The sequence below is a fragment of the Streptomyces sp. NPDC058274 genome, assembly GCF_042881375.1.
Lineage (GTDB): Bacteria > Actinomycetota > Actinomycetes > Streptomycetales > Streptomycetaceae > Streptomyces.
This window is the reverse complement of the sequence record NZ_JBHVXW010000015.1, coordinates 16,441-40,438: the sequence shown is the minus strand read 5'-3', so window position 1 is coordinate 40,438 and position 23,998 is coordinate 16,441. Positions and strand designations below refer to the sequence as shown.

Sequence of the window (23,998 nt, the reverse complement as noted above, 5' to 3'; positions counted from 1 at the left end):
GGTCGGTGCGGGGTCTGTAACCCCTACAGTGCCTTTCCCCGCCCCTCGCGGGAACCCCCGCGCCGGACGTCGCTGGACGTCCGCTTATGCGGCCGCGCGCCTCGGCCATGTCCCGTGCCGCGCCCCGCCGGTTGACTGGTCCGCATGACAGACAACAGCACGGGGCGGCGGACCACCGCCGGAGGTGTACTGGGTGCGGCCACGGTCGCCATGGGCCTGATTGCCGGGGTCTTCTACGTTTTCGCCTGCGCCATCATGCCGTCGCTGGCCCGCAGCGACGACCGCGTCTACATCGAGGTCATGCAGAACATCAACGACGTGATCCAGAACCCGGTGTTCTTCCTCAGCTTCCTGGGCGCCCTCGTCCTCACGGCCGTCTCCGCCTGGCAGTTGCGCGGCTCGGGCGGACTGCGCTGGTGGGTCTGGGCGGCGCTGCTCGCCTACGTCCTCGCCTTCGTCTTCACCGTCGCCGTGAACATCCCGCTCAACGACGGGCTCGCCGACGCAGGCGACCCGGCGAGGATCGCCGATCCGGCCGCCGTACGGGACCGGTTCGAGGACACCTGGGTCGCCTGGAACGTCGTCCGGGCGCTGCTGTGCACCCTCGCGCTCGGCTGCCTGGTCAGGGCACTCGTCCTGTACGGGCGGCTCAACCGGCGTCAGGCGTCCGCGTACTTGGCGTCGGCGGCCGGGTCGAGCGCGAGCCGGTAACCGCGCTTGACCACGGTGTGGATGAGCTTGGGTGCGCCAAGTGCCGTACGCAGCCGGGCCATCGCCGTCTCCACCGCGTGTTCGTCACGGCCCGCGCCGGGCAGCGCCCGCAGCAGTTCGGCCCGGGCCACCACCCAGCCGGGCCGCCGCGACAGGGCCCGCAGCAGCGACATCCCGGCCGGCGGCACCGGCCGCAGCGCGTCGTCGACCAGTACGGCATGACCGCGGATCTCCACCCGGTGGCCCGCGATGGGCAGCACGCGGGCCCGGCCGGGCAGTTCCTGGCACAGCAGCTGGACGAGCGGGCCGAGCCGGAAGCGCTCGGGCTGGACGGTGTCGATGCCGTGGGCCTGCAACGGCAGTGCGGTGACCGGGCCGACGCAGGCGGGCAGCACGTCGTGGTGCAGGGCGGCGAGGAGTTCGGGGAGCAGCCCCCGGTCCTCGGCCCGGGAGAGCAGGGACGCGGCGGCGGGCGCGCTGGTGAAGGTGAGCGCGTCCAGGCCGCGGGTGACGGTCGCGTCGAGCAGCCGGTCGACGGGCCCGATGTCCTCCGGCGGCATCCACCGGTACACGGGCACGGGCACGACCTCGCCCCCCGCGGCCCGCAGCGACTCCACGAACCCGGGCAGCGGCTCCCCGTGCAGCTGTACGGCGATCCGGCGTCCCTCGACGCCTTCCTCCAGCAGCCGCTCGAGCACCTCGGCCATGGACTCGGAGGACGGCGACCACTCCTCGGTCAGCCCCTGGGCCCGGACGGCGCCCTTGACCTTGGGGCCGCGCGCGAGCAGTTCCACCCCGCGCAGCCGGGCGAGCAGGTCCTCGCCGAGGCCCCATCCGTCGGCCGCCTCGACCCAGCCGCGGAAGCCGATGGCGGTCGTGGCCACCACCACGTCCGGTGCCTGGTCGATCAGTTCCTTGGTGGCGCTGAGCAGTTCGCTGTCGTCGGCGAGCGGCACGATCCGCAGGGCGGGCGCGTGCACCACGCAGGCGCCGCGCCGCTGGAGCAGGACCCCGAGCTCGTCGGCCCGACGCGCGGCCGTCACGCCCACGGTGAAGCCCGCGAGGGGGCCGTGGTCTGGTCGCTGTTCTCCGTCGTACATGGCTTTCGTCCCGGCTCTCGTCTGCGCTCGAGTCGTCGTGCGGTCACGGCCGAACCGAGCCTGTCAACGCCCCATGACAGGCCCGGATCAGTCACGTGTCACCTGTGTTACGTCACACCTCGGCGTAGCTGAGCTGCGACTTCGCCACCGAGGTGGTGGCGGCGGGCGCTTCGGACCCGGCCGGGCGGCGAAGGTATACGGCCCAGGTGACCAGGAAGCAGAGGGCGTAGAAGGCGAGGAAGGAGACAAAGGCACCGGTGCCGGAGCCGTAGGAGAGGAAGGACTGCCGGAAGGCGAGGTTGATGCCGACGCCGCCGAGCGCGCCCACCGCCCCGATGAGCCCCATGGACGCCCCTGACAGCCGCCGTCCGTACGCGGCCGCCGCCTCACCGCTCAGCCCCTTGGCCACCGCCTTGGTCTGGAAGATGCCGGGAATCATCTTGTACGTCGACCCGTTCCCGAGCCCGCTGAGCACGAACAGCGCGATGAAGGCGACGGTGAACAGCGGCAGCGACTTCTGCGTCGAGGCGACGACGATGACGCCGGTCGCCGCCGCCATGGCGACGAAGTTCCACAGCGTGATCCGCGCCCCGCCGTACCGGTCGGCGAGCCGGCCGCCCACGGGCCGGATCAGCGAGCCGAGCAGCGGGCCGATGAAGGTCACGTACGCCGCCTCCAGCGGGGTGCGCCCGAACTGGTTCTGCAGCACCTGGCCGAACGCGAAGCTGTATCCGATGAACGACCCGAACGTCCCGACGTAGAGGAACGACATGATCCAGGTGTGCCCGTCCCGCGCGGCGTCCTTGGCGGCGCCGGTGTCGTTCTTCACGGACGAGATGTTGTCCATGAAGAAGGCGGCCAGGGTGGCGGCGAGGACGATGAGCGGGATGTAGATGCCGAGCAGCACCCGCGGCCCGCCGCTCGCCCCGATGACGGCGAGCGCCACCAGCTGGATGACGGGCACCCCGATGTTGCCGCCCCCGGCGTTGAGTCCGAGCGCCCAGCCCTTCTTCCGCAGCGGGAAGAACGCGTTGATGTTGGTCATGCTGGAGGCGAAGTTGCCGCCGCCGATGCCGGCGAGCAGTCCGACGAGCAGGAACGTCGAGAACGAGGTCCCCGGCTCCATCACGACGAACGCGGCGATCGACGGGACGAGCAGCAGGCTCGCCGAGACGATCGTCCAGTTCCGGCCGCCGAAGAGCGCCACCGCGAAGGTGTACGGCACCCGGACGACCGCCCCGACGAGCGTGACCATCGAGGTGAGCAGGAACTTGTCGGCCGGGGTCAGCCCGTACTCGGGTCCCATGAAGAGCACCATCACCGACCACAGGGTCCAGATCGAGAACCCGATGTGCTCGGACAGCACGGAGAAGAGCAGATTCCGCCGGGCGATCTTCTCGCCCGTCGTCTTCCAGAAGGTCTCGTCCTCGGGGTCCCACTCGTCGATCCAGCGGCCTCCCCCGCCCACGGCGGGGGCTGTACTCGGGGCTGTCATGACGCCTCCACGGTTCTCCGGTGCTCAGGTGTCCTGCCTGACGATGAACCCGAAGGTAGGGAGGGTGCGTTTCCGGCCTGTGCCTGTGGGTGACCGGAAGGGAACGTTGCTCTCACGTGGAGCGAGCGGCGGCGGTGAGTTCGCGCCGCCGCCCGCCGCGGTCAGGTCCGGTGCCGGGACTTCCGGGGCTTCGTGCCGGTCGGCCACAGCCGCGGGCGCCGCTTCGCCGCGACGTCCTCCACCCAGCCGAGGGCGACGAGCGTGACCGCGATGAGCGGCCACACGAGCACGAACATCCACAGCGTGTACGTCGAGTCCAGCGCCGCCGTGGCTCCCTCGCTCTGGAGGAACGGGACGCTGTACGCCAGGTCGATGATCGGGACCGTGGCCATGATCAGCAGGTTGTGCCAGAGGTAGATCGTGACGGCGCGGTTGTTGGAGAGCGTGACGAGTTTGTCCCAGCGGGCCAGCCGGCCGGGCAACTGCTGCCAGGACGGGGCGTACTGGAGCAGGATCACGACGAACCCGAGCGACCAGGCCGCCTGGGCCATCGGGATGTCGTTCAGATCCCAGCCGTCCTCGCCCAGATGGCCCGAGGCCCACCACAGCCCGAAGGCCATCAGCAGGGTGGCGCCGGAGATGGCCGCGTAGCGCGGGACCTTCTGGAGCACGCCCTCGTGATGGGCGAAGCCGAGGATCCAGCAGCTGCCGAAGACCGCGAAGTCCGTGACGGCATTGCCCGTTTCACCGGGGATGGTGACCAGCCCCGTGCCGACCACCGCCGTCAGGGCGAGCGGGGCCAGCAGTGTCGCCCAGGGCATGCGGCGGAACGCCCACAGCAGCAGCGGTGACGCCAGCACGAACCAGAGGTACGCCCGCAGATACCAGAGCGGGCCCACCGCCTGGTCCGCCCAGGTGTCCTCCAGGAGGCCCGCCGCGTCCCCGATGTGCCAGGGGTAGGCCGGCGCGCCGATCGGGATGACGTAGTTGACCAGCTCGACGATGCCCCAGGTGCCGCCCTGGTCGGGATCCTTCGCCGGATTCCAGCCGCCGGCGAACAGCAGGGTGAGGGCCACCGCGCTGAACACCCACAGCGGCGGCAGGAGCCGGCGGACCCGGCCCCGGATCACGCTCAGGGCGGGGCGGTTCAGCGACCGCGCCATCAGAGAGCCCGCCAGTGCGAACATCACGCCCATCGACGGGAAGAGGACCGACAGCCAGGCCCAGCCGAAGAGGTGGTAGACGACCACGCGCACCAGGGCGATGGAGCGCAGCAGATCCAGATAGCGGTCACGGCCGGGGATCTTCCCTGCCGCGGCGGGCGCCTGAGGCGGGACGCCGGCGGGGGCACCCACGGGGGGTGTGCGGGGCGCGCCGGGTGCGCCCGCGGAGGATGCGCCGGGTACGCCCGCGGGGGATGCGGTGGGTACGCCCGCGGGGGATGCGGTGGGTACGCCCGCGGGGGATACGGTGGGTACGCCCGCAGGGGGCGTCGCGCCCGTGGTGAAGTGCTGGGTCATCCGACCGGCCTCCGATCATTTCCGCTTCCGACGCGCTGGCGCGGCATCGATACCGGCGCCTCCACCACGCCGGTGCGCCGCAGCTTCTGCCAGCGCAGCCGGCCGCCGGTGAGCGCGGTGATCCAGGACTGGAGCAGGACCACGTACATCAACTGCCGGTAGAGAACTTGCTGGAGGGGCAGCGAGACGAGGTGCGTCATGCGCTCGCGGTCCAGCCGGAAGGCGTACCCGGCGCACACGGCCTGGACGGCGAGGACCCCCAGCCAGGCGAGGACCGTCCGCCCGGTCGGCCCGAAGACGACGCCGTAGAGCAGGAAGACGTCGATCAGCGGGGCCAGCAGCGGCGCCACCACCATGAACAGCGACACCAGCGGCAGGCCCACCCGCCCGAAGCGGCCCGACGGTCCCCGTTCGACGAGCGCCCGCCGGTGCTTCCAGATCGCCTGCATCGTGCCGTACGACCAGCGGTAGCGCTGCGACCACAACTGCTGGACCGTCTCCGGGGCCTCGGTCCAGGCGCGCGCCTTCTCCGCGTACACCACCCGCCAGCCGTCCCGGTGCAGGGCCATCGTGATGTCGGTGTCCTCGGCGAGGGTGTCGTCGCTCATGCCGCCGACGCGTTCCAGGGCCGAGCGGCGGAAGGCACCCACCGCGCCCGGGATGGTGGGCATGCAGCGCAGGATGTCGTACATCCGGCGGTCGAGGTTGAAGCCCATCACGTACTCGATGTGCTGCCAGGCGCCGATCATCGAGTCGCGGTTGCCGACCTTGGCGTTGCCCGCGACCGCGCCGACCCCGGGGTCGGCGAAGGGCTGCACCAGTTCGCGGACGGTGGCCGGCTCGAAGACCGTGTCGCCGTCCATCATCACGACGAGGTCGTGCCGGGCGTTCGCCAGACCGCGGTTGAGTGCCGCCGGCTTGCCCGCGTTGTGCTGGCGCACGACCCGCACGCCGGGCAGGTGCAGGCCCTCCACGATGCGGGCCGTGCCGTCGCTCGAGCCGTCGTCGATGACGATGATCTCGATGGGGTGCTCGCTCGCCATCAGTGAACGGACGGTGTTCTCGATGCACTTGGCCTCGTTGTACGCGGGGACGAGCACCGACGCCGGTTCGGTGACCGGCGTCGGCCCCCAGCGGAAGTCGCGGCGGCGCACCCGGCGCGCGTGCGCCCAGGAGAGGACGAACATCAGCCCGAAGCGGACGAGGACGAGGACGCCGATCACCGCCAGGCACACCACCAGCACGCCCGTGGTCTCGTCGGAGGCCCGCACGGCGAAGACCCAGGCCCGGCCCTTCCACAGGTCGAGGCCGGTCACCCGGGTGTGCGCGCTGGGTGCGTCGAGGGCCTCGGTGAGGTTCTCGAAGTCGTAGCCGCGGTGCTGGAGCCGGGGCAGATAGCGGTCCAGCGCCTGGACGGTCTGGTGCCGGTCGCCGCCGGAGTCGTGCATCAGGACGACGGCGCCCCTGCCGTCCCGCGGGGTGGCCCGCCGGATGATCTCGTCGACGCCCGGCTTCTGCCAGTCCTCGCTGTCCCGGTTGTTGACGACCGTGAGGTAGCCCCGGCTGCCGATGTACCGGGTCACCGGCCAGGACTTGTCGTCCATGGCGTCCGCGAAGGACGAGTACGGGGGCCGGAACAGCGACGTACGGATGCCGGCCGCGCCCGCGAGCGCGAGCTGGCTCTGCGAGAGCTCCCAGTCGATGCGCCGCTTGGACTGGTACGACAGATCGGGGTGGTTGAAGGTGTGCAGGCCGATCTCGTGGCCCTCACGGACCATGCGGCGGACCAGCTCCGGGTAGCGCGAGGCCATGGTGCCGGTGACGAAGAAGACGGCGTGCGCGTGGTGCCTCTTGAGGACATCGAGCACCTTCGGCGTCCACTCGGGGTCCGGGCCGTCGTCGAAGGTGAGGACGAGCCGGTGGTCCGGGAGGTCGAGGCTGGTCTGGCGGCCACCGCGGGTGTCGATGATCGGGCCGCCCGACAGGATCTTCTCCGGCACCTTGTCGGTGGCCGCCTCCGGCCGGACCCGGTGGTCGGCGAGGATCTCGCTGTGCACGAAGCCGCGCAGCATCAGCATCGCCATCAGGGCGGCGAGGACGAGCGACGGCAGCAGGAAACGCAGGGACACCCGGCGACGGCGGGCGCGCGGGGCGCCGCCGTGACGGCTGGTGCGGGTTGCCATCAGAGGGTGGTCTCCGAGGTCGAGGAGCTGGGGCCGGCCGTCGCGGTGGGGCCGGTGTCGGGGGCGGCCACCGTGGTGGTGCCGGGGCCGGAGCCGGGGGCTTCGGCGGGCGGCGGCTGCGAGGACGGGCCGGCCGAGGGGCCGCCGCTGCCGGCCGAGGGGCCCGGGCCCGGCGGTTCGGAGGCGGGGACGGACGGCTCGGGGTCCGGGTCCGGGCCCTTGGTACCGGTGCTCGGCTTCGGCCTGCCGGTGCCGGCCGGGGGCTTGGGATCCGCTGAGGCGTCCGGGGCCTTGGCGCTGCCCGAGGGGTGGGATGCCGCGCCGGTGCCCGGCGGCCGGGGCGTGCTGCCGCGCGGGACCGGGCTCGCGATCCCCGACCCGATGCCGGGGCCCGGCGGCCGGGCCGGGTCGGCGGGCAGCGGCGACGTCTCGACCTTGCCGGCCGGCCGGTCCTTCTGCTGACCGGGCACCGGCAGCCAGGGCGCGCTGGAGTTGCCCGACAGGAGCGTGGCGACGATGACCACCGCGTACACCGCGCAGGCGATGCCGACGATCACCCCGAGGCGGCGGTATCTGCGACTGCGGCGGCCCGACTCGTCGACGAACACAGGTCCGTCGGAGCGCTCCGAGCCGCTCGGGGCGGCACCGGCGGGCCGGCCGCTCACCTCCCGCCCGGCGCCGTCGAGTTGGACCGTGACCTCGTTCGGGTCGTGCGAGTGGCCCGGTTCACCGGGCTGCTCCCAGGCGGGCCGGTGGGTGTCGCTACCGATTCGGAGACCGGCACCCGCGTCGCCGCCGGTGCCGGTGCCGATTCGGTGACCGGTGCCTGTGTCGCCGCCGGTGCCGGTGCGGAGACCGGCACCCGCGTCGCCGCCGGTGCCGATTCGGTGACCGGTGCCCGTGTCGCCGCCGGCCTCCCGGCCGAGTCCGTCGGCCTCGCGGGCCTCGGGCCACGAGGAAGTCCGGGCGGCTTCCGGCCAGTTGACCGGCTCGGGCAGCGATATCACCGCCGCCGCAGAGGCGGGTTCCACCGCTTCGGCCCGAGTCGACAGGCCGACCGCGCGGCCGGCTTCCGAATCGGCACGAAGGTGATCGGGTTGGGCTTCTTTTCGCCAGTTCTTCACGCGCACGCATATCCCCCTGGGACAGGTTCGAGGTGCGCGTCACGACCCCGGGCACTCGTACTTGTCGGTACTTGTCGGTCGGACCGGGCCCCCACCCGTTCCGGCGCCCCCCTTGTCACACTGCACCCGGGTCACGCAATGTAGCGCAGCGCACCGGCGCCATTGCGATAAGTCAGAAAAGACTCATCATGATGAGTGCATCGGTGGCGGGAATCCATCCGTCCACGGGCCGTTGCAGCCACCCTCCCGTCGACGCGAGCCACGCCGCGGCCTCGCGCAGCGCGTCGAGCCCGGGGTGCGTCAGTCCCTTCCGCCAGACCAGCGACACCGGAGAGAGCGGGACGGGGTCGACCAGCGGGCGCAGCACGGTGTCCGGCATGGCCGGAAAGTCCACCACGGCGAGGACGGGCGTGGCCTCCTTCGCCATCACCCGCCGGAACTCCTCGGGCCCGATGGCCACCGGCGCGGGCGGTGCGAGTTCGATCCCCCGTCCTGCGAACAGGCGCTGGGCGAGGTCGGTCCACTCCAGGGTGCGCGGGTTGCCGGCGCCGGCGTACACGGTCTCGCCGGCGAGCGCGGCCAGCGGGACCTCGTCCAGCGCGGCGAGGCGGTGGTCCCGCGGCAGCACGACGGCCATCGGCTCATAGCGCACGGGCTGCTGCTCCAGCCGTGCCCGCAGCGCCGGGTCGAGTCCGCCGAACCGCCCGAACGACACGTCCAGGCGACCGGCGATCATCTCCTGTGCCGCGCCCGTCAGTCCGCTCTCGAAGCGGGCCATCAGCTCGCTGTCCGGGGCGAGCCGGCGCGCGTGGTCGAGGATGCGGCCGGAGACGAGCCCCGGGGAATTGACGTCGACCAGCAGGGGTCTTTCCGGCCGGGTCCGCTCCGGCGCGGAGCGATCGGCCCGTCCGAAGGCGGCCAGCAGCGCGTCCTGGGCCTCCAGGACCCGGCGCGCGTACGGCAGCAGGCGGGCGCCGCCGGCCGTCAGCGCGACCTGCCGGGTCGTCCGCGTGAACAGCTCCGCCCCCAGTTCGCGTTCCAGCCGGCGGATGTCGCGGCTGAGGGCCTGCTGTGCGACGTACAGCCGGGCTGCGGCGCGGGTGAAGTGCAATTCTTCGGCGACGGCGAGGAAGGCGCGCAGCAGGCGGGGGTCGGCGAGCATCCCGCGAACTTACAACCGAGGTGCGTCAATCGCCATCAGGTCTGGTGTTGGACCCCCGCTCCCCGGGCGGGCGACGGTTGATCCATGCCGCAACCGTCGTCCGAGGAAGCTCCCTCGGTCCTTTTCACCGTCACCGGGGCCAGCCTGGTGGCCGCCGACTTCGGCCCGCGCCGCCGGGACCGGTCCGCCGGGCAGGCCCGGAAACGCCAGGCACACGCCCCGGACCCGGCTCGGAAAAGCTCCGAACGCAATCCGTACCGGCGTCTGTTCGCCGTACCCGGCGCCCGTGCCTTCACTGTGGGGAATCTCGTCGCGCGGCTGCCCATGGGCATGTTCAGCGTCAGCGCCGTCGTCATGATCGCGGGGTCGCGGGGTTCGTACGCGCTCGCCGGCGGGGTCACGGCGGCCGGTCTGGCGGCGACCGCCGTGGTCGGCCCGTGGACCGCCCGGCTCGTCGACCGCTACGGCCAGGCGCGCATCGCCGTACCCGCCACACTGATCGCCGCGCTCGGCTCGCTCGCGCTGCTGCTCTGCGTGCGCAGCGGAGCCCCCGACTGGACCCTCTTCGCCGCGTACGCCGCCACCGCCACGACGCCGAACACCGGCGGTATGTCACGCGCCCGCTGGGCCCACCTCCTCAAGGGTGACGCCAAGGCCCTGCACACCGCGAACTCCTTCGAACAGGCCGCGGATGAGCTGTGCTTCATGCTCGGCCCGGTGCTGGCGGCCTTCCTGTGCTCGGCCCTCTTCCCCGAGGCGGGCACGCTGACCGGTGTCGTCCTGCTGCTGACCGGCGTCCTCGTCTTCGCCGCCCAGCGCTCGACGGAACCGCCCGTGCGGACACGTACGGGGGCGAGAAACGTGTCGCCGCTCCGCGCACCCGGAATGGCCCCCCTGCTCGTGGTGTTCCTGGCCGTCGGCGCGGTGTTCGGCGCGATGGAGGTCGTCACCATCGCGTTCGCGGACGCCAGGGGGCACCGGTCCGCGGCCGGAGCGGTCCTCGCCCTGCAGGCGGCCGGCTCCTGTGCGGCGGGGCTGCTGTACGGGGCCCTGAAACCGGCCGGCCCCGCGGAACGGCGGTTCCCGTGGTGCGTCGCCGCTTTGACGGCCCTACTGACGCTGCCGCTCCTGGCGGCCCATCTGACCGGCTCCCTCCTGATCCTCGCGGGCACCCTGCTCGTCGCCGGCCTGGCCACCGCCCCCACGATGATCACCGGCATGACCCTCGTCCAACGACGCACCCCCGAGGGGCGGTTGAACGAGGGAATGACCCTGGCGGTCACCGGACTCCTCGGCGGGATCGCCTGCGGTTCGGCCAGCGGCGGCTGGGTGGTGGAGCACCTGTCGGCAACGGCGGGCTACCTCGTGCCGGTCTCCGCGGCGGCGGTCGCGCTGCTGGCCGCGGGGGCGGGCGCGATAGGGGCCGGGCGGCGCCGGAGCGGGTGAAGGGACCCGAGTCCCGGTACGCGCGGCTGAAGGGACCCGGGGGCGCACACCCCGGGCCCCCGAGTCCGACGCGGCCCCGCCCCCTACGCGGCCCGCGCCCCGCATCCCCTCAGCACTGCGCCGGTTTGCGCCACGCGCACTCCAGGTCGCCGTTCGTCTCGGATCCGCGCGGGGACTTCGGTGTCACGCCCACCGCCTGCTTCGCGGTCGAGCCGGCGAGTGTCACCACGATGGCGTCCTCCAGTGGCTTCACGGAGGAGACGAGGAAGTTGTTGAGGACGACGCTGTAGACCAGTTCACGTCCCCCGGCATCGGTGACGTATCCGGAGAGGGCCGAGGCGCCCGTCAACGACCCGGTCTTGCCACGGGCGTTGAGGGCCGCGGGCGTCCCGCACATCCGGGAGCGCAGTGTCCCGCCCACGAACCGGTCGGGGTCGCAGGCCACGGGCAGGGACCGGTACCAGTCCGCGTACCAGGGCTCGGCCCGTACCGCGAGCAGCAGCTCGGCGAGCTGCCCGGCCGGGAAGTTGTCCATCCGGGACAGCCCGGACCCGTCGACCTGCCGTACTGTCCCCGGGTCGGCGCCGACGCTCCGCAGATAGCCGCTGACGGCGTCGAGCCCGGCGCTCCAAGTGCCCTTGCCGACGGCCTCGTAGCCCATGGCCTTGGTCAGGATCTCGGCGTGCATGTTGTTGGACAGCTTCATGAACGGGATGAGCAGGTCGCGCAGCCGCATGGACTCATGGGTGGCGAGCCGCCGCGCCCCCTGCGGAGTGGCCCGCCCGAGCCGGGTCGGGCCGACAACCTTGACGCCGTGCGCGGTCAGGGCGTCCCGGAAGACGGCGGCGGCGTACCCGGTGGGCTCCCAGACGGTCACCCATTCCTTGGCGCCGGTCCCGCCCACGGGCACCGTCCCGCTGACGACGATGGTGTTGGTGCCGTGCTCCCGCTCGACGGTGAGATCGTTCGCACCGCCCGCAGCCACGGTGGTGGCGCGTACGTCGATGTCGACATAGTCCGTCCGCGGTGTGACGGTCGCGACGGGCTCGTCCCCCGCCTTCGCACCCGGTGCCACCTGCACGATCACGGTCCCGGTGTCGTAGTCCGTGTCCGGCGCCACGCTGAGCGCGCTGATCTGCGCCTCGTAGTACGAGGACTCGTCGTCGGCGGCCCACGACCGTCCGAGCCGCCGGCTGTCGAAGCGGGTGTCGTCGGCGATCAGCCGCCCGCCGACCCGCCGGACGCCCGACTCCGCGAGTGCGGCGGCGAGCCGGTCGTAGTCGGCGGCGAGCAGGGTGGGGTCGCCGGTCCCCCGCAGATAGAGGTCACCGTCCAGTACGGACCCATGGCGCCGGCCGGTCGCGAGGACGTCCGTGGTGAACCGGTGGCCGGGGCCGAGGAGTTCCATCGCGGCGGCCGAGGTCGCCAGCTTGGTGTTGGAGGCGGGCATCAGACGGGTGGTGGGCTCGTGCGCGTACAGCACCTCGCCGGACCGGGCGTCGGCGACGACCACGCTCGCGGTCCCGCCGGCCATGCGGCTGTCCCCCAGCACGGTGTCGATGGCCTCCGGCAGCCCGCTGCGGTCCGACTCCGCACCGGCCGGTGCGCTCCAGCTGAGGGTGGCCGCCGCCAGGACCAGCACGGCGGCCCAACTCCCGGCACGCCGACGGGAATTGACACGTTTCGCGGATGTGCTCACGGGTCTCTTCATGCCACAGCAGCATCCCCGAAGACCCGCCTCGCCGACAGGGTGCCTCCCCCATCGCCGCTCACCGCGTCAGCCGAGCCCCCACGCATGCCCGAGCCGGTAGGCGGCACACAGGTTCACATCGAGGATGTACGCCCCCGCCGTGCCGCACTGCCCGGTCCCACTCCCCGGATCGACGGGCTGCCCATGCCCCATCCCGGTGATGCCGTACGTCTCGACGACCGCCCGGCCGCCACCGTCCCGGAAGACCTGGTGCGGATAGCCGGCGACGGTGTCAGCGGCGTCCGCCGTCTGGTCGGCGCCGTGGACGTCGGTCCACTGCTTCATCAGGTCGATCATGTTGACGGGCTTGACCGTGGTGTCGGCCGAGCCCTGGAACACGGACAGCGTCGGCCAGGGTCCGGTGTACCCGGGGCGGGCGGCCCGCACCCGGTCGCCCCACTGCCGCGCGGTCTGGGTGGCGCCGACGTACATGCAGACGTACGGCGACCCGGCGGCCTGCGCGCAGCCGTACGGCAGCCCCGCGACGACCCCGCCGCCCGCGAACTTCTCGGGGTACGCCGCCATCAGCACGGCCGTCATGCCGCCACCGGCGGAGAGCCCGGTGACGTACACACGTGAGGCGTCACCGGAGACGTCGGCGAGCTGCCGGTCCACCATCTGCGCGACCGAGGCCGCCTCGCCCCGGCCCCGCTCGATGTCACCGCTCTGGAACCAGTCGAAGCAGGACGAGGCGTTGTTGGCCGGCTGCTGCTGCGGCAGCACGACGGAGAAGCCCCAGCGGTCGGCGAGCTCTGTCCAGCCACTGCCGGTTCCGTACCCGGCCGCGTTCTGCGTGCACCCGTGCAGCGCCACGACGACGGGCCGTCCGGCGGGGAGCCCGTCGGGCAGATAGCGGAACATCTTCAGGGCCCCGGGGTTGCTTCCGAAGCCGGTGACTTCCTGGAGGGAGGCCGCCGAGGCCTTTCCCGGCGGCAGGAAGACGGAGAGGAGGGCGGCCAGAAGGGCCACCGGCAGAAAAAGACGTACTGCGGCTCTGGTCTCGGTCATGGGGAGGGACCGTAGAAGCGCATACGCCCTCCCGATATAGAGGAGGACCCCACAACGCGGGCCTCTCCTATGTGCCGCGGACCGGCATCGTCCGGTGGAGAAGAGGTCCGGAGCACGACGAAGGCCCGGTGGTCGTCATGACCACCGGGCCTTCGTCTCACATGGGAATTGTGGAGATGGCGGGAATCGAACCCGCGTCCAACGGTGCAGAATCAGGGCTTCTCCGAGCGCAGTTCGCTGTGATTTTCTCGGCCCCGGTGATCTCGCGAACAAGTCTCCGACGGGCCCAGTCACTGTTTGATTTCCCACCGAACCCCGTGACCGGGCTCGGCGGTTTAGTTCCCTAGATTATGCCAGGATCCGGGTCGGGAACACCCCCGGGCTGACACCCTTTTAGGGTCCTTCAGTCGCTGTTATTAGGCAGCGAGGGCGAAGGACTGGGAATCGCTCTTGGAATTGGCGATTATTGGTTGCGACATATGGTTAACGAGATCATTGCCGCTTCCTCGGCTCGCTTCCCCTGCTTCGACAGCCGCTGTCGAAACCGATCATCCCCATGTTGTTTTTTCAAATCCGGATCTCACGACCCGGCCGGATCTCTCGATCCACACACCCGCTGTGAGGTGCAGGTGCCATCGTACGTGACCAACGTACGCCGGTGCCAGCGTATTCCCGGCGGCGGCCCCGCTACGCGCCGCGCTCCCGGCGCTTGACCGCCGCGATCGCCCGGTCCGACTCGCGCCGGTCCTGCTTCTCGCGCAGCGTCTGCCGCTTGTCGTACTCCTTCTTGCCGCGCGCCAGCGCGATCTCGGCCTTCGCCCGGCCGTCCTTGAAGTACAGGGCGAGAGGCACGATCGTGTGCCCGGTCTCCTGGGACTTCGACTCCAGCTTGTCGATCTCCTCGCGGTGCAGCAGCAGCTTGCGCTTGCGGCGCACCGTGTGGTTGGTCCAGGTGCCTTGGCTGTACTCGGGGATGTGGGCGTTGTGCAGCCAGGCCTCGTTCCCGTCGATCTGGACGAAGCCGTCCGTCAGCGAGGCGCGCCCCTGGCGCAGCGACTTCACCTCGGTGCCGGTGAGCACGAGCCCGGCCTCGTAGGTGTCGATGATCGCGTAGTCGTGCCGCGCCTTCTTGTTCTGCGCGACGATCTTGCGCTTGCCGTCCTTCTTGCCGGAGGAGGCTCCCTGACTGCCCTGCTTCTGCTGGGACTCTTTCGGTACGTACATTCCCTTGGCCATAGTGCTGGCCATTTTCGCACTACAGGGGGGTGGCAGGGGAACCCGATTTCCGGGGCCGCGGCCCCACGGGACCGGCGCGGCGGCTACGAAGGGGCGCCGAGCCCGCTCAGTACGGTCTCCGCCCGCTGCACGGCCTCGTCGTCCGCCTCCAGGTCGGGGGTGATGCCCCGCCCGTCGACGCTGCGGCCCGAGGGGGTGCGGTAGTGCCCGACGGTCAGCTCGGCGACGGAGCCGCCGGGCAGCCGGCTCGGCATCTGGACCGAGCCCTTGCCGAAGGTCCTGGAGCCGACGACGATGCCGCGGCCGCGGTCCTGGAGGGCACCCGTGAGCAGCTCGGCCGCGCTCATCGTGCCGCCGTCGACGAGTGCGACCAGGGGCCTCGTGGTGTCGCCGCCGGGATCGGCGTGCAGGGCCCGCTGCGCCCCGTTCACGTCGTACGTGGCGACGAGGCCGCCGTCGAGGAAGGCGGAGGCGGCGGTGACGGCCTCGGCGACCAGCCCGCCGGAGTTGCCACGCAGGTCGAGGACGATGCCGGCGCCCCGGGGTGCCGCGGCGACCGCGGAGCGTACGCGGTCGCCGGACCCCTTGGTGAAGGAGGCGACCTTGATCACGGTGACGCGGCCCGCGAGCTTGTGCACGGTCACCGGGTCCGTGGACAGCCGGGCCCGGCGCAGCGTCTCGCTCCACGCGCGCGTGCCCCGCTCCAGGCCGAGTGAGACCTCCGTACCGGCGGCCGCGTCCTTGGCGTCGCCCCGCAGCAGGGCGACGACCTCGGTCACCGGCCTGCCGTCGACGCTCCGGCCGTCCACGCTGCGCAGCCGGTCGCCCTTGCGGATCCCGGCGGCGGCCGCGGGGGACCCCGTCTGGACCCGGCTGACCTCGATGCTGCCGTCGCGCTCGCGCCGGGCCCACAGCCCCACACCGGTGTACTGGCCGTCGAGGGCCTCTTCGAACTCCTCGTACTCGCCCTGGGAGTAGACCGCGCCCCAGCGGTCGCCGCTGCGGCTGACGGCGCGCTCGGCGGCCTCCATGGGGGACTTGCCGTGGGCCATCGCCTCCGCGGCCGCCTCCGTGACGTCCGCGTGGTGGCCCGCCGGGGCCGTCCGCGACGAGGCGGGCGGGGCTTTCCGGCCGGGCTCGGGGAAGGTGCCGGTCGCGGCGCCGGCGGCGAGGACGCCGGCGAAAACCAATGTCAGGGCCGCCCCGCGGCCGATGCGGCGGGGCTGACAGAACAGGTCACGGCCTGACATGCCGGTGAGTCTAGGACAACGCAAGGGGCCGTACCGCCGGTTGGCAGCACGGCCCCATTGGCATGCGTCACACCTTCAGGTACTTGCGCAACGCGAAGAACGCGGCCAGCGCGGGCATCAGCAGACTCGTCGCGAGGATGAGCGGCAGCTTGGTGAGAACGGCGTCCCAGCCGATGAAGTTGATGAGGTTCAGCTTCTCGGACAGCGCCAGACCGTGGTCGATGATGAAGTAGCGGGCGACCACCAGGAAGCCGCACGCCACACCGCCCCCGATGAGCCCGGCGACCGCGGCCTCCATGATGAACGGCGCCTGGATGTAGAAGCCGGAGGCGCCGACGAGCCGCATGATCCCGGTCTCACGGCGCCGGCTGAAGGCGGAGACACGCACCGTGTTGACGATCAGCATCAGGGCGACGACCAGCATCATCGCCATCACTGCGCGCGCGGCCCAGTTCATGCCGTTGAGCAGCCCGAAGAGGTTGTCCAGGATGCCCTTCTGGTCCTGCACGGACTGCACACCGTCCCGGCCGTCGAAGGCGGTCGCGATGACCTGGTACTTCTCCGGGTCCTTCAGCTTGATGCGGTACGACTCCTGCATCTGGTCCGGCGTCAGCGAGCTGGCCAGCGGGGAGTCGCCGAACTGCTCCTTGTAGTGCTTGTACGCCTGGTCGGCCGACTCGTACGTGACGTTGTCGACGACGGACATCTTGCCGAGGTCGCTCTTGATCTGGTCCTTCTGCTCGGCGGTCACGGCCCCCTTGGCGCAGTGGGGGTCGGACTCCGCGTCGCTCTTGTTGCAGAGGAAGATCGAGACGTTGACCTTGTCGTACCAGTAGCCCTTCATCGTGTTCACCTGGTCGCTCATCAGGAGCGAACCGCCGAACAGGGCGAGCGAAAGGGCGACGGAGACGACGACCGCGAAGGTCATCGTCAGATTGCGACGGAGACCGACACCGATCTCCGACAGAACGAACTGGGCGCGCATGGCGTCTGCTCAAGCCTTTCCGTGGAACTTCAGTGCTGGTAGCCGTAGACGCCGCGCGCCTGGTCGCGGACGAGACGGCCCTTCTCCAGCTCGATGACGCGCTTGCGCATCTGGTCCACGATGTTCTGGTCGTGCGTCGCCATCACCACGGTGGTGCCCGTCCGGTTGATGCGGTCGAGCAGCTTCATGATGCCGACGGAGGTCTGCGGGTCGAGGTTTCCGGTCGGCTCGTCCGCGATGAGGAGCTTGGGCCGGTTGACGAAGGCACGCGCGATCGCCACGCGCTGCTGCTCACCACCGGACAGCTCGCCGGGCATCCGGTCCTCCTTGCCGCCGAGCCCGACGAGGTCGAGCACCTGGGGCACGGACTTGCGGATCTCACCGCGGGACTTGCCGATGACCTCCTGGGCGAAGGCGACGTTCTCGCCGACGGTCTTGTTCGGCAGGAGCCGGAAGTCCTGGAACACGGTCCCCAGCTGGCGGCGCATGTGCGGCACCTTGAAGTTGGAGAGGCGGGCGAGGTCCTTGCCCAGCACGTGCACCTGACCGTGGCTGGCCCGCTCCTCGCGGAGCACCAGCCGCAGGAAGGTGGACTTCCCGGAGCCCGAGGACCCCACCAGGAACACGAACTCGCCGCGCTCGACCTCCAGGGAGACATCCCTGAGGGCGGGGCGCGTCTGCTTGGGGTAGAGCTTGGAGACGTTGTCGAATCGGATCACGGATGCACCACGGGTCGCCGGGGGTAGGTGAGCGTGACCATACGCGAACCGGGTGTGCGAGCGCAGTCGGCGTACGGGGTTGCGCGAGGCTTGCACGTTTTGTCACGGATCTGAAGGGGCATTGACGGGCAACTTCACGCCTCGATGGCGTCAGGACCGGGCAGGATAAGGCGAGCCGCGCCGAAATCCGTGGAACCTGGCACAGTGGAAGGGGAACGGTCGCGTTCCCCGCTGCGTTGTACACGCGGAGAGAAGGCGCAAGGAGGGCGAGCGCATGACGTACGACCGACTGGTGTGCGCGAACTGCGCGGCCCCCGTGAGCGAGGGCCGCTGCCCCGTCTGCCGCGCGAACCGGGAGCGGCTCCAGCAGGAGAGCCCCTTCTCGGGCATGAACCCGATGGCGCTGATCGCGCTGCTCGCGGTGCTGATCGCGGCAGTGGCGCTGATGACCCGCTAGCAGCCGGGCCGGGCGGGGGACCTCCGAGGCGTCCACCGGCGCTCCAGACGCCACTGGGCGGCCGCACAGGGCCGCCGGACGGACCTCCAGGGGGTGGAGCGGTTCCCCCAGGCACATGAGGGAGCGATTTCCCCGCGATACGCGGAAACGGTTCTCCCAGGCATACGAGAAGGGCCCGGAGCGCATGCTCCGGGCCCTTCTCGTGCGTATGTCACGCGTACGTCATCGGTGGAACCGTCAGGCGACGGCACCGCCGCGGCCGCCCATGAGGCGCGGCAGCATCCGGAAGCCGATGCCGCCGGCGATCATCGTGGCGGCGCCGATCAGCAGGAACGTGGTCTGGCCCGCACCGGTCTCGGCGAGCTCACCGTCACTGGTGCCCTGGGCCGAGGTGTCGGACGAGGTGTCCGAGCCGGTGTCGGTCAGCTGCGAGGAACCCTGACCCTGCTCGACGGGCTTGGAGCCGCCGTCGGGGTCGGTGTCGTTGCCGCCCGTGCCGCCACCGTTGCCGGAGCCGTGGGTCGGCTCGGGGGTGGTCGGGTCCTCGGTCGGCTCGGTGGGCTCGTCGGTGGGCTCCGGCGGGTCCGACGGCCCGGTCGAGGTCGGCGGGTCGGTGGGCAGGCCCGTCGGCTCGCCCGTCGGAATACCGGTCGGACCCGGGTCGCCCGAGGGCCCGTCCACACCGATACCGACGTCCACACCGTTGTCGTCGGCGCTCGCGCCGACGCTCAGACCGCCCACGTTCACGCCGACGTCGAGAGCCGAAGCGGCACCCGCGGCCGTGAGCGAAGCACCGGCTGCGATCACCGCGCCGGCGGCTATCCGCGCCACGCGGATCCGCGTCTTCTTGGTCATCTGTCTGCTACCCCCAGTAGCTCATCGTCAATGGAGCAGCGCCCAGGGCCACGGCGTCACAGGCGACTTGCTCAAGTCCCCCGGTTCACATGCGCCCCGGATACACGCATGCCACGCGCCACCCTCCCCAGTTTTCAAAGCAACGTCAAGGTCGTTGCGTACGCGATGTCCGGATGAACATCATTTGCCTGCCGTGCGGACATGTGACTGTGACGTAAAACCCAGACAACCCACACACAAAAGGCAACTGCCGTCCGAAGAACGGCAGTTGCCTTGTCGACAAAACGCTGTCAGTGCGCGCCTTTTACTTCTCCTGCTGCTTGCGCCAGCGAATTCCGGCCTCGAGGAATCCGTCGATCTCGCCGCCGAACACCGCCTCGGGGTTACCGACTTCGTACTCGGTCCGCAGGTCCTTGACCATCTGGTACGGGTGCAGGACGTACGAACGCATCTGGTTTCCCCAGGAGTTGCCGCCGTCGCCCTTGAGGGCGTCCATCTTGGCCTGCTCCTCCTGGCGGCGCCGCTCCAGGAGCTTGGCCTGCAGCACGTTCATGGCCGAGGCCTTGTTCTGGATCTGCGACCGCTCGTTCTGGCAGGAGACGACGATGCCGGTCGGCAGGTGGGTCAGCCGGACCGCGGAGTCGGTGGTGTTGACGCCCTGGCCGCCGGGCCCGGAGGAGCGGTAGACGTCCACCCGGAGCTCGGACTCGTCGATCTCGATGTGGTCCGTCTGCTCGACCACGGGCAGGATCTCGACGCCGGCGAAGGAGGTCTGGCGGCGGCCCTGGTTGTCGAAGGGCGAGATGCGCACCAGCCGGTGCGTGCCCTGCTCGACCGAGAGCGTCCCGTACGCGTACGGGACGTGGACGGCGAAGGTGGTGGACTTGATGCCCGCCTCTTCCGCGTACGAGGTCTCGTAGAGCTCCGTCTTGTAGCCGTGCCGCTCCGCCCAGCGCAGATACATGCGCTGCAGCTTCTCGGCGAAGTCGGAGGCGTCGACGCCGCCGGCCTCGGCGCGGATGGTGACGACGGCCTCGCGGGAGTCGTACTCACCGGAGAGCAGGGTCCGGACTTCCATCTCGTCCAGCGCCTTCTTGACGGCGACGAGCTCGGTCTCCGCCTCGGCGCGGGTGTCCGGGTCGTCCTCCTCCTCGGCCATCTGGAAGAGCACGCTCAGGTCGTCGATCCGCCCGCGCAGCGCCTCGGCCTTCCTGACCTCCGCCTGGAGGTGGCTCAGCTTGCTGGTGATCTTCTGCGCCTCTTCCGGGTCGTCCCACAGGGACGGCGCGGCCGCCTGCTCCTCGAGCACGGCGACATCTGCCCTCAGCTTGTCGAGGTCGAGGACGGCCTCGATCGACTCCATGGTCGAGGAGAGGGACTTGAGCTCTTCGGATACATCGACGACTGCCACGCCTCCAGCGTAACGGCTACGGCAACCGGCACTCGCCCCTCGCCTCTGCGCCGCTCATCACGCCGACGCGCTCGCCGCCGGACGCCCCGGAGGGCTGGTTCCCGGCCCCGGCCGGCCGGTCACGGGGAGGCGGGCGCGGAGTGCTTCGGGTCCTGGGGCGTCGCCCCGGCGTCGTCGCCCGAGGTGGCGATCCACGCCCCGACCCCCGCCGCGACGGCGAGGACCACCCCGGCCACACCCAGAGTGATGCGACGCCGCCGGGCGGACGCGCGATGCCGGGCGGAGCCGGGACGCGGCGCCCCAGCGGCCCGCGGCACCCGCGCCGTCCCGCGCGCGCCCCCGGCCAGCTCGTCCGGCCCGGGCACGCGCATCGACGTATGGGTGTCGCGGTTCGAGTCGGGGGCCGCCCCCGGCACCAGCGGTACCGCGCCCCGCCGCACCCGCTCCCGCGGGGCGACCGGCTCCGCCGTCTCCTCGTACGCGTCCTCCGCGTCCTCCGAGTCCGGCTCGTCGACGTCCAGCGGGGGCATCCCGGCGAGCAGGGGCAGCTGCTCGCGCAGCCGGGCGCCCAGCTCGGACGCCCGCAGCCGTGACGCCGGCGCCTTGGCCAGGCACTGCACCAGCAGCTGCCACAACTCGTCCGGGATCCCGGGCAGCGGCACCACGGTCTCGGTGACGTGCCGGCGCAGCACCGCGCCCGGGTGGCCGCCGCCGAACGGCGTGAACCCGGCCAGCAGCTCGTAGAGGACCGTCGCCAGGGCGTAGATGTCGACGGCGGCCCGCGGCGGCAGGCCCTCGATGATCTCGGGGGCGAGGTAGTCCGGCGTGCCGATGATCTTCGTGGCCCGGGTCCGCCGGGGTGAGTCGATGAGCTTGGCCACGCCGAAGTCGGTGAGCAGCGCGGGGTGCGCGCCGCCCGGTCCGAGCGGGCCCTGCATGTCCAGCAGCACGTTCTCCGGCTTCACGTCCCGGTGGACGACGCCCGCGGCGTGCGCGGCCGCGAGTCCGTCGGCGACATCCGCGACGATGGCGACCGCGGCCTCGGGGGCCAGCCGCCGCTCCCGGTCGAGCCGGGTCCGCAGGTCGGTGCCGCGCACGAGGTCCATGACGAGCGCGAGGTCGTTGCCGTCCACGACGAGATCGCGCACCGAGACCACGTGCGGGTCGTCGAGCCCGAGCAGTGCCGTGCGCTCCTGGACGAAGCGCCCCACGAGCTCCTGGTCGGACGCGAGGTCTTCGCGCAGCAGCTTGATGGCGACGGGCCCTTCCGGCCCCTCGCCCAGCCACACCGTGCCGGCGCTGCCCCGCCCCAGGATCTGGTGCGCGGTGTACCGGCTGCCGATCTTCCGTGCCAAGACTGCTCCTACAGACGCGTGTTGTCGCTAAAACTACGCGCCACAGGAGCCAACCTTCACCGCGGAGACGGAAATCACCCGTCAGGTGTCGACAAATCCCCAGAGCCGCCGCGGCTACTGCTTGGCGGAGTTCCCGTTCAGGTCCCCGATCCACCCGCTCACGGTGTGGTACCAGCTGCTGAGCTGTCCCCAGAAGCTCTTGGTGGACCCGATCCAGTCCTGAAGGGGGCTCAGCTCCCAGACCAGCCAGCCCGCGACGAACAGGATGACGATCGTGAACAGGCACCCCTTGAGGCAGCCGAGCCCGGGGATCTTCATCGGGTTGGCGCTGCGCTGCCGCGGCTCACGCGCCTGCCGGGCAGGCTGCTGGGGCTGCTGCGGCGCGGGGGCGTACCGCTGCGGCTGCTGCTGCTGGGGCTGCGGGGCGTACCGCTGCGGCTGCTGGCGCTGCGGTGCGTACTGCTGGGGCTGCTGCTGCGGATAGCCGTATCCGGGCTGCTGTCCCTGGGGCCGCTGCTGCTGCGGGCGCTGCTGCGGCCGGGCGACCTGCCGCTGCGGGCGGCGGCGCAGCGGGTCCTCGTTCGGGTCGAGATACGACTGGACCTGCGTCTGTTCGTTGCGGTCGCGGGCCGCGCGCAGCTGGTTCTGCCAGGGGTGCGGGTCCTCGGGGCCGCCCGGCTGCCCGCCCGGCACCGGCGGCATCACGGCGGTCGGATCGGCCGCGCCGTGGTGCGGGAGTACGGAGGTGGGGTCGGCGTCGCCCGAGATCCCGGGCAGATAGCTGGTGGCGGCGTTCGGGTCGTAGGCGCCCGCGCCGTGCGGCAGCACCTGCGTGGGGTCGGCGGCGCCGGCCATGCCCGGCACCGTCGCCGGGGTCGGGTCCGGCACGAGCAGGGCGGCGACTCCCTCGGCGGCGGCGATCTGCGCGGCGTTCGCGTGCACGCCGACGCCCGCGGCGACCGTACGCAGCCCGCGCGCGAGGTTCTCCGCGCTGGGCCGTTCGTCCGGGTTCTTGCGCAGACAGCGCTCGATGACGGTCCACAGGGGGTCCGGGACCGTCGAGGGACGGCGCGGCTCGGCGCTCAGGTGCTGGTGCAGCACCTCCAGGGCCGATCCGCCGGCGAACGGCGGACGCCCGGTGATCAGCTCGTACAGCAGGATTCCGGCGCCGTAGATGTCGACGGCGGACGTCTGCGGGCGCCCCTCGGCGGACTCGGGGGCTACGTACGCGGGCGTGCCAACGAACTCGTGCGTGCGCGTGAGGCCCGGGGAATCGGCGAGCCGGGCGATGCCGAAGTCCGTCAGCATCGGGTGCATCTGGCCGCCGTCCTGCTTGAGCAGGACGTTCGCGGGCTTCAGGTCGCGGTGCACGACACCGTCGGCGTGGCTGGCGGCGAGCGCGTCGGCGACCTGGGCGGTGAGCAGGGCGGCGGCGACGGGCGAGAAGGGCCCGTTCTCCCGGAGGTAGCGGTGCAGGTCGGGGCCGTCGATGAGGTCCATGACCAGCGCCAGCAGTTCGCCCTCGACGACGAGGTCGCGCACCCGGACGATGTTCGGGTGGGTCAGCCGCAGCAGCACGGACCGCTCCCGCAGGAACCGCATCACGATGTCCGCGTCGCTCGCGAGCTCTTCCTTGAGGACCTTGATCGCCACGGTCTCGCCGGGCTGGCCCGCCACGGCGGCCTCGGCCCCCGCGGTCTCCCGCTGGCGGGCGCGCCAGACGGTGCCTGTGGCGCCGCGTCCCAGCGGCTCCTCAAGGAGGTACTTGCTCCCTACCGGCCGCACGTCATGCGCTCCCTGCTGATTGCTCGCCTGGTCCGTCGACCACTGTCCACCGCTTCAGGTGTTTCCGACCCACTGTAGTGCCGAGGAACGCGGTACCGGCTGTCGTCCTCCCGAGCTCTCTGTGCTCGCCCCGGCGCATCTCATGGGCCACTACGTACGCGCTGCCGTGCGCGTTCGATGAGAAGACGCTCGCTGTCGGTCCTTGGTTGCCGGACGGTGGGCGTGACCGATCTCAAGCGGACACCGGTCGGCCACTGGTCAGGCACTTTTGGGGGCAGAGCCGACCAATCAAGATCACTTGAGGGTGGGGGCCGGGCGTGTTGTCAGTGGCAGGTGCGAGGATGCCCCCAGTACTGGCCGAAGTGCCCGTGTGCGGTGGGGGATTCTGCGGTGGGGGACCGCAGCGCAGTCTCGTCCACGTGCCGGGCGCCCGCGCGGAAGGGACC

The 23,998-nt window shown here is 71.4% G+C and carries 19 protein-coding genes and 1 other RNA gene; 3 read left to right on the top strand and 17 right to left on the bottom strand.

Annotation, left to right across the window (positions count from 1 at the left end):
* Positions 1-144 precede the first annotated feature (144 nt).
* Positions 145-711: a DUF1772 domain-containing protein gene (locus ACFVYF_RS25895; protein ID WP_389459064.1), complete on the top strand. Its 567-nt coding sequence runs from the start codon at positions 145-147 to the stop codon at positions 709-711.
* Here ACFVYF_RS25895 and ACFVYF_RS25890 read toward each other — a convergent pair.
* The 6 genes from ACFVYF_RS25890 to ACFVYF_RS25865 all read right to left on the bottom strand — a co-directional run bounded on the left by ACFVYF_RS25890 (position 660) and on the right by ACFVYF_RS25865 (position 9,295).
* Positions 660-1,811: a uroporphyrinogen-III synthase gene (locus ACFVYF_RS25890; protein WP_389459062.1), complete on the bottom strand. Its 1,152-nt coding sequence runs from the start codon at positions 1,809-1,811 to the stop codon at positions 660-662. The two genes, ACFVYF_RS25895 and ACFVYF_RS25890, sit on opposite strands and share 52 nt — an antisense overlap.
* Positions 1,812-1,923: 112 nt before the next feature.
* On the bottom strand, positions 1,924-3,306 hold the full coding sequence (locus ACFVYF_RS25885) for a nitrate/nitrite transporter (RefSeq protein WP_389459061.1): 1,383 nt from the start codon (positions 3,304-3,306) through the stop codon (positions 1,924-1,926).
* Positions 3,307-3,467: 161 nt separating this feature from the next.
* The gene (locus ACFVYF_RS25880; RefSeq protein ID WP_389459059.1) at positions 3,468-4,826 is read right to left on the bottom strand and encodes an acyltransferase family protein; all 1,359 of its coding nucleotides are present in this window, start codon (positions 4,824-4,826) and stop codon (positions 3,468-3,470) included.
* Entirely contained in the window at positions 4,823-7,009 is a 2,187-nt protein-coding gene (locus tag ACFVYF_RS25875) for a glycosyltransferase (protein ID WP_389459057.1), read from the bottom strand. Before ACFVYF_RS25875 ends, ACFVYF_RS25880 begins: the two co-directional genes overlap by 4 nt.
* Positions 7,009-8,040 carry a hypothetical protein gene (locus ACFVYF_RS25870; protein WP_389459055.1) on the bottom strand — a complete coding sequence of 344 codons (1,032 nt, stop codon included), beginning with the start codon at positions 8,038-8,040 and terminating at the stop codon, positions 7,009-7,011. The genes ACFVYF_RS25875 and ACFVYF_RS25870 overlap by 1 nt, the downstream gene beginning before the upstream one ends.
* A gap of 265 nt (positions 8,041-8,305) precedes the next feature.
* Positions 8,306-9,295: a LysR family transcriptional regulator gene (locus tag ACFVYF_RS25865; protein WP_389459053.1), complete on the bottom strand. Its 990-nt coding sequence runs from the start codon at positions 9,293-9,295 to the stop codon at positions 8,306-8,308.
* Between the two features lie 84 nt (positions 9,296-9,379).
* Between ACFVYF_RS25865 and ACFVYF_RS25860 the strand changes: the two genes are divergently transcribed.
* The gene (locus tag ACFVYF_RS25860) at positions 9,380-10,741 is read left to right on the top strand and encodes an MFS transporter (RefSeq protein WP_389459051.1); all 1,362 of its coding nucleotides are present in this window, start codon (positions 9,380-9,382) and stop codon (positions 10,739-10,741) included.
* 109 nt (positions 10,742-10,850) lie between these two features.
* Here ACFVYF_RS25860 and dacB read toward each other — a convergent pair whose 3' ends face one another.
* The 7 genes from dacB to ftsE all read right to left on the bottom strand — a co-directional run bounded on the left by dacB (position 10,851) and on the right by ftsE (position 17,689).
* Positions 10,851-12,452 (bottom strand): D-alanyl-D-alanine carboxypeptidase/D-alanyl-D-alanine-endopeptidase, encoded by a 1,602-nt coding sequence (dacB, locus tag ACFVYF_RS25855; protein WP_389459049.1) that lies wholly within the window; start codon positions 12,450-12,452, stop codon positions 10,851-10,853.
* 66 nt (positions 12,453-12,518) lie between these two features.
* Positions 12,519-13,499 (bottom strand): alpha/beta hydrolase family esterase, encoded by a 981-nt coding sequence (locus ACFVYF_RS25850; RefSeq protein WP_389459047.1) that lies wholly within the window; start codon positions 13,497-13,499, stop codon positions 12,519-12,521.
* A 168-nt stretch (positions 13,500-13,667) separates the two neighbouring features.
* Positions 13,668-14,055: a transfer-messenger RNA gene (gene ssrA / locus ACFVYF_RS25845) on the bottom strand.
* Between the two features lie 131 nt (positions 14,056-14,186).
* Positions 14,187-14,723 carry an SsrA-binding protein SmpB gene (gene smpB / locus ACFVYF_RS25840; RefSeq protein ID WP_389459332.1) on the bottom strand — a complete coding sequence of 179 codons (537 nt, stop codon included), beginning with the start codon at positions 14,721-14,723 and terminating at the stop codon, positions 14,187-14,189.
* Positions 14,724-14,818: 95 nt separating this feature from the next.
* Entirely contained in the window at positions 14,819-15,985 is a 1,167-nt protein-coding gene (locus ACFVYF_RS25835; protein ID WP_389459045.1) for a S41 family peptidase, read from the bottom strand.
* A gap of 67 nt (positions 15,986-16,052) precedes the next feature.
* On the bottom strand, positions 16,053-16,970 hold the full coding sequence (ftsX, locus tag ACFVYF_RS25830; protein ID WP_389459043.1) for a permease-like cell division protein FtsX: 918 nt from the start codon (positions 16,968-16,970) through the stop codon (positions 16,053-16,055).
* 29 nt (positions 16,971-16,999) lie between these two features.
* On the bottom strand, positions 17,000-17,689 hold the full coding sequence (gene ftsE / locus ACFVYF_RS25825; protein WP_389459041.1) for a cell division ATP-binding protein FtsE: 690 nt from the start codon (positions 17,687-17,689) through the stop codon (positions 17,000-17,002).
* A 274-nt stretch (positions 17,690-17,963) separates the two neighbouring features.
* Between ftsE and ACFVYF_RS25820 the strand changes: the two genes are divergently transcribed.
* Positions 17,964-18,146: a hypothetical protein gene (locus ACFVYF_RS25820; protein WP_389459039.1), complete on the top strand. Its 183-nt coding sequence runs from the start codon at positions 17,964-17,966 to the stop codon at positions 18,144-18,146.
* A gap of 237 nt (positions 18,147-18,383) precedes the next feature.
* On the opposite strand, the gene ACFVYF_RS25815 is transcribed toward ACFVYF_RS25820, so the two are convergent.
* The 4 genes from ACFVYF_RS25815 to ACFVYF_RS25800 form a co-directional block, all read right to left on the bottom strand.
* On the bottom strand, positions 18,384-19,001 hold the full coding sequence (locus tag ACFVYF_RS25815; protein WP_389459037.1) for a hypothetical protein: 618 nt from the start codon (positions 18,999-19,001) through the stop codon (positions 18,384-18,386).
* A 304-nt stretch (positions 19,002-19,305) separates the two neighbouring features.
* The gene (gene prfB / locus ACFVYF_RS25810; RefSeq protein WP_389459035.1) at positions 19,306-20,412 is read right to left on the bottom strand and encodes a peptide chain release factor 2; all 1,107 of its coding nucleotides are present in this window, start codon (positions 20,410-20,412) and stop codon (positions 19,306-19,308) included.
* A 119-nt stretch (positions 20,413-20,531) separates the two neighbouring features.
* On the bottom strand, positions 20,532-21,767 hold the full coding sequence (locus ACFVYF_RS25805; protein WP_389459033.1) for a serine/threonine-protein kinase: 1,236 nt from the start codon (positions 21,765-21,767) through the stop codon (positions 20,532-20,534).
* Between the two features lie 114 nt (positions 21,768-21,881).
* Entirely contained in the window at positions 21,882-23,552 is a 1,671-nt protein-coding gene (locus ACFVYF_RS25800) for a serine/threonine-protein kinase (protein ID WP_389459031.1), read from the bottom strand.
* Between the last annotated feature and the right edge of the window lie 446 nt (positions 23,553-23,998).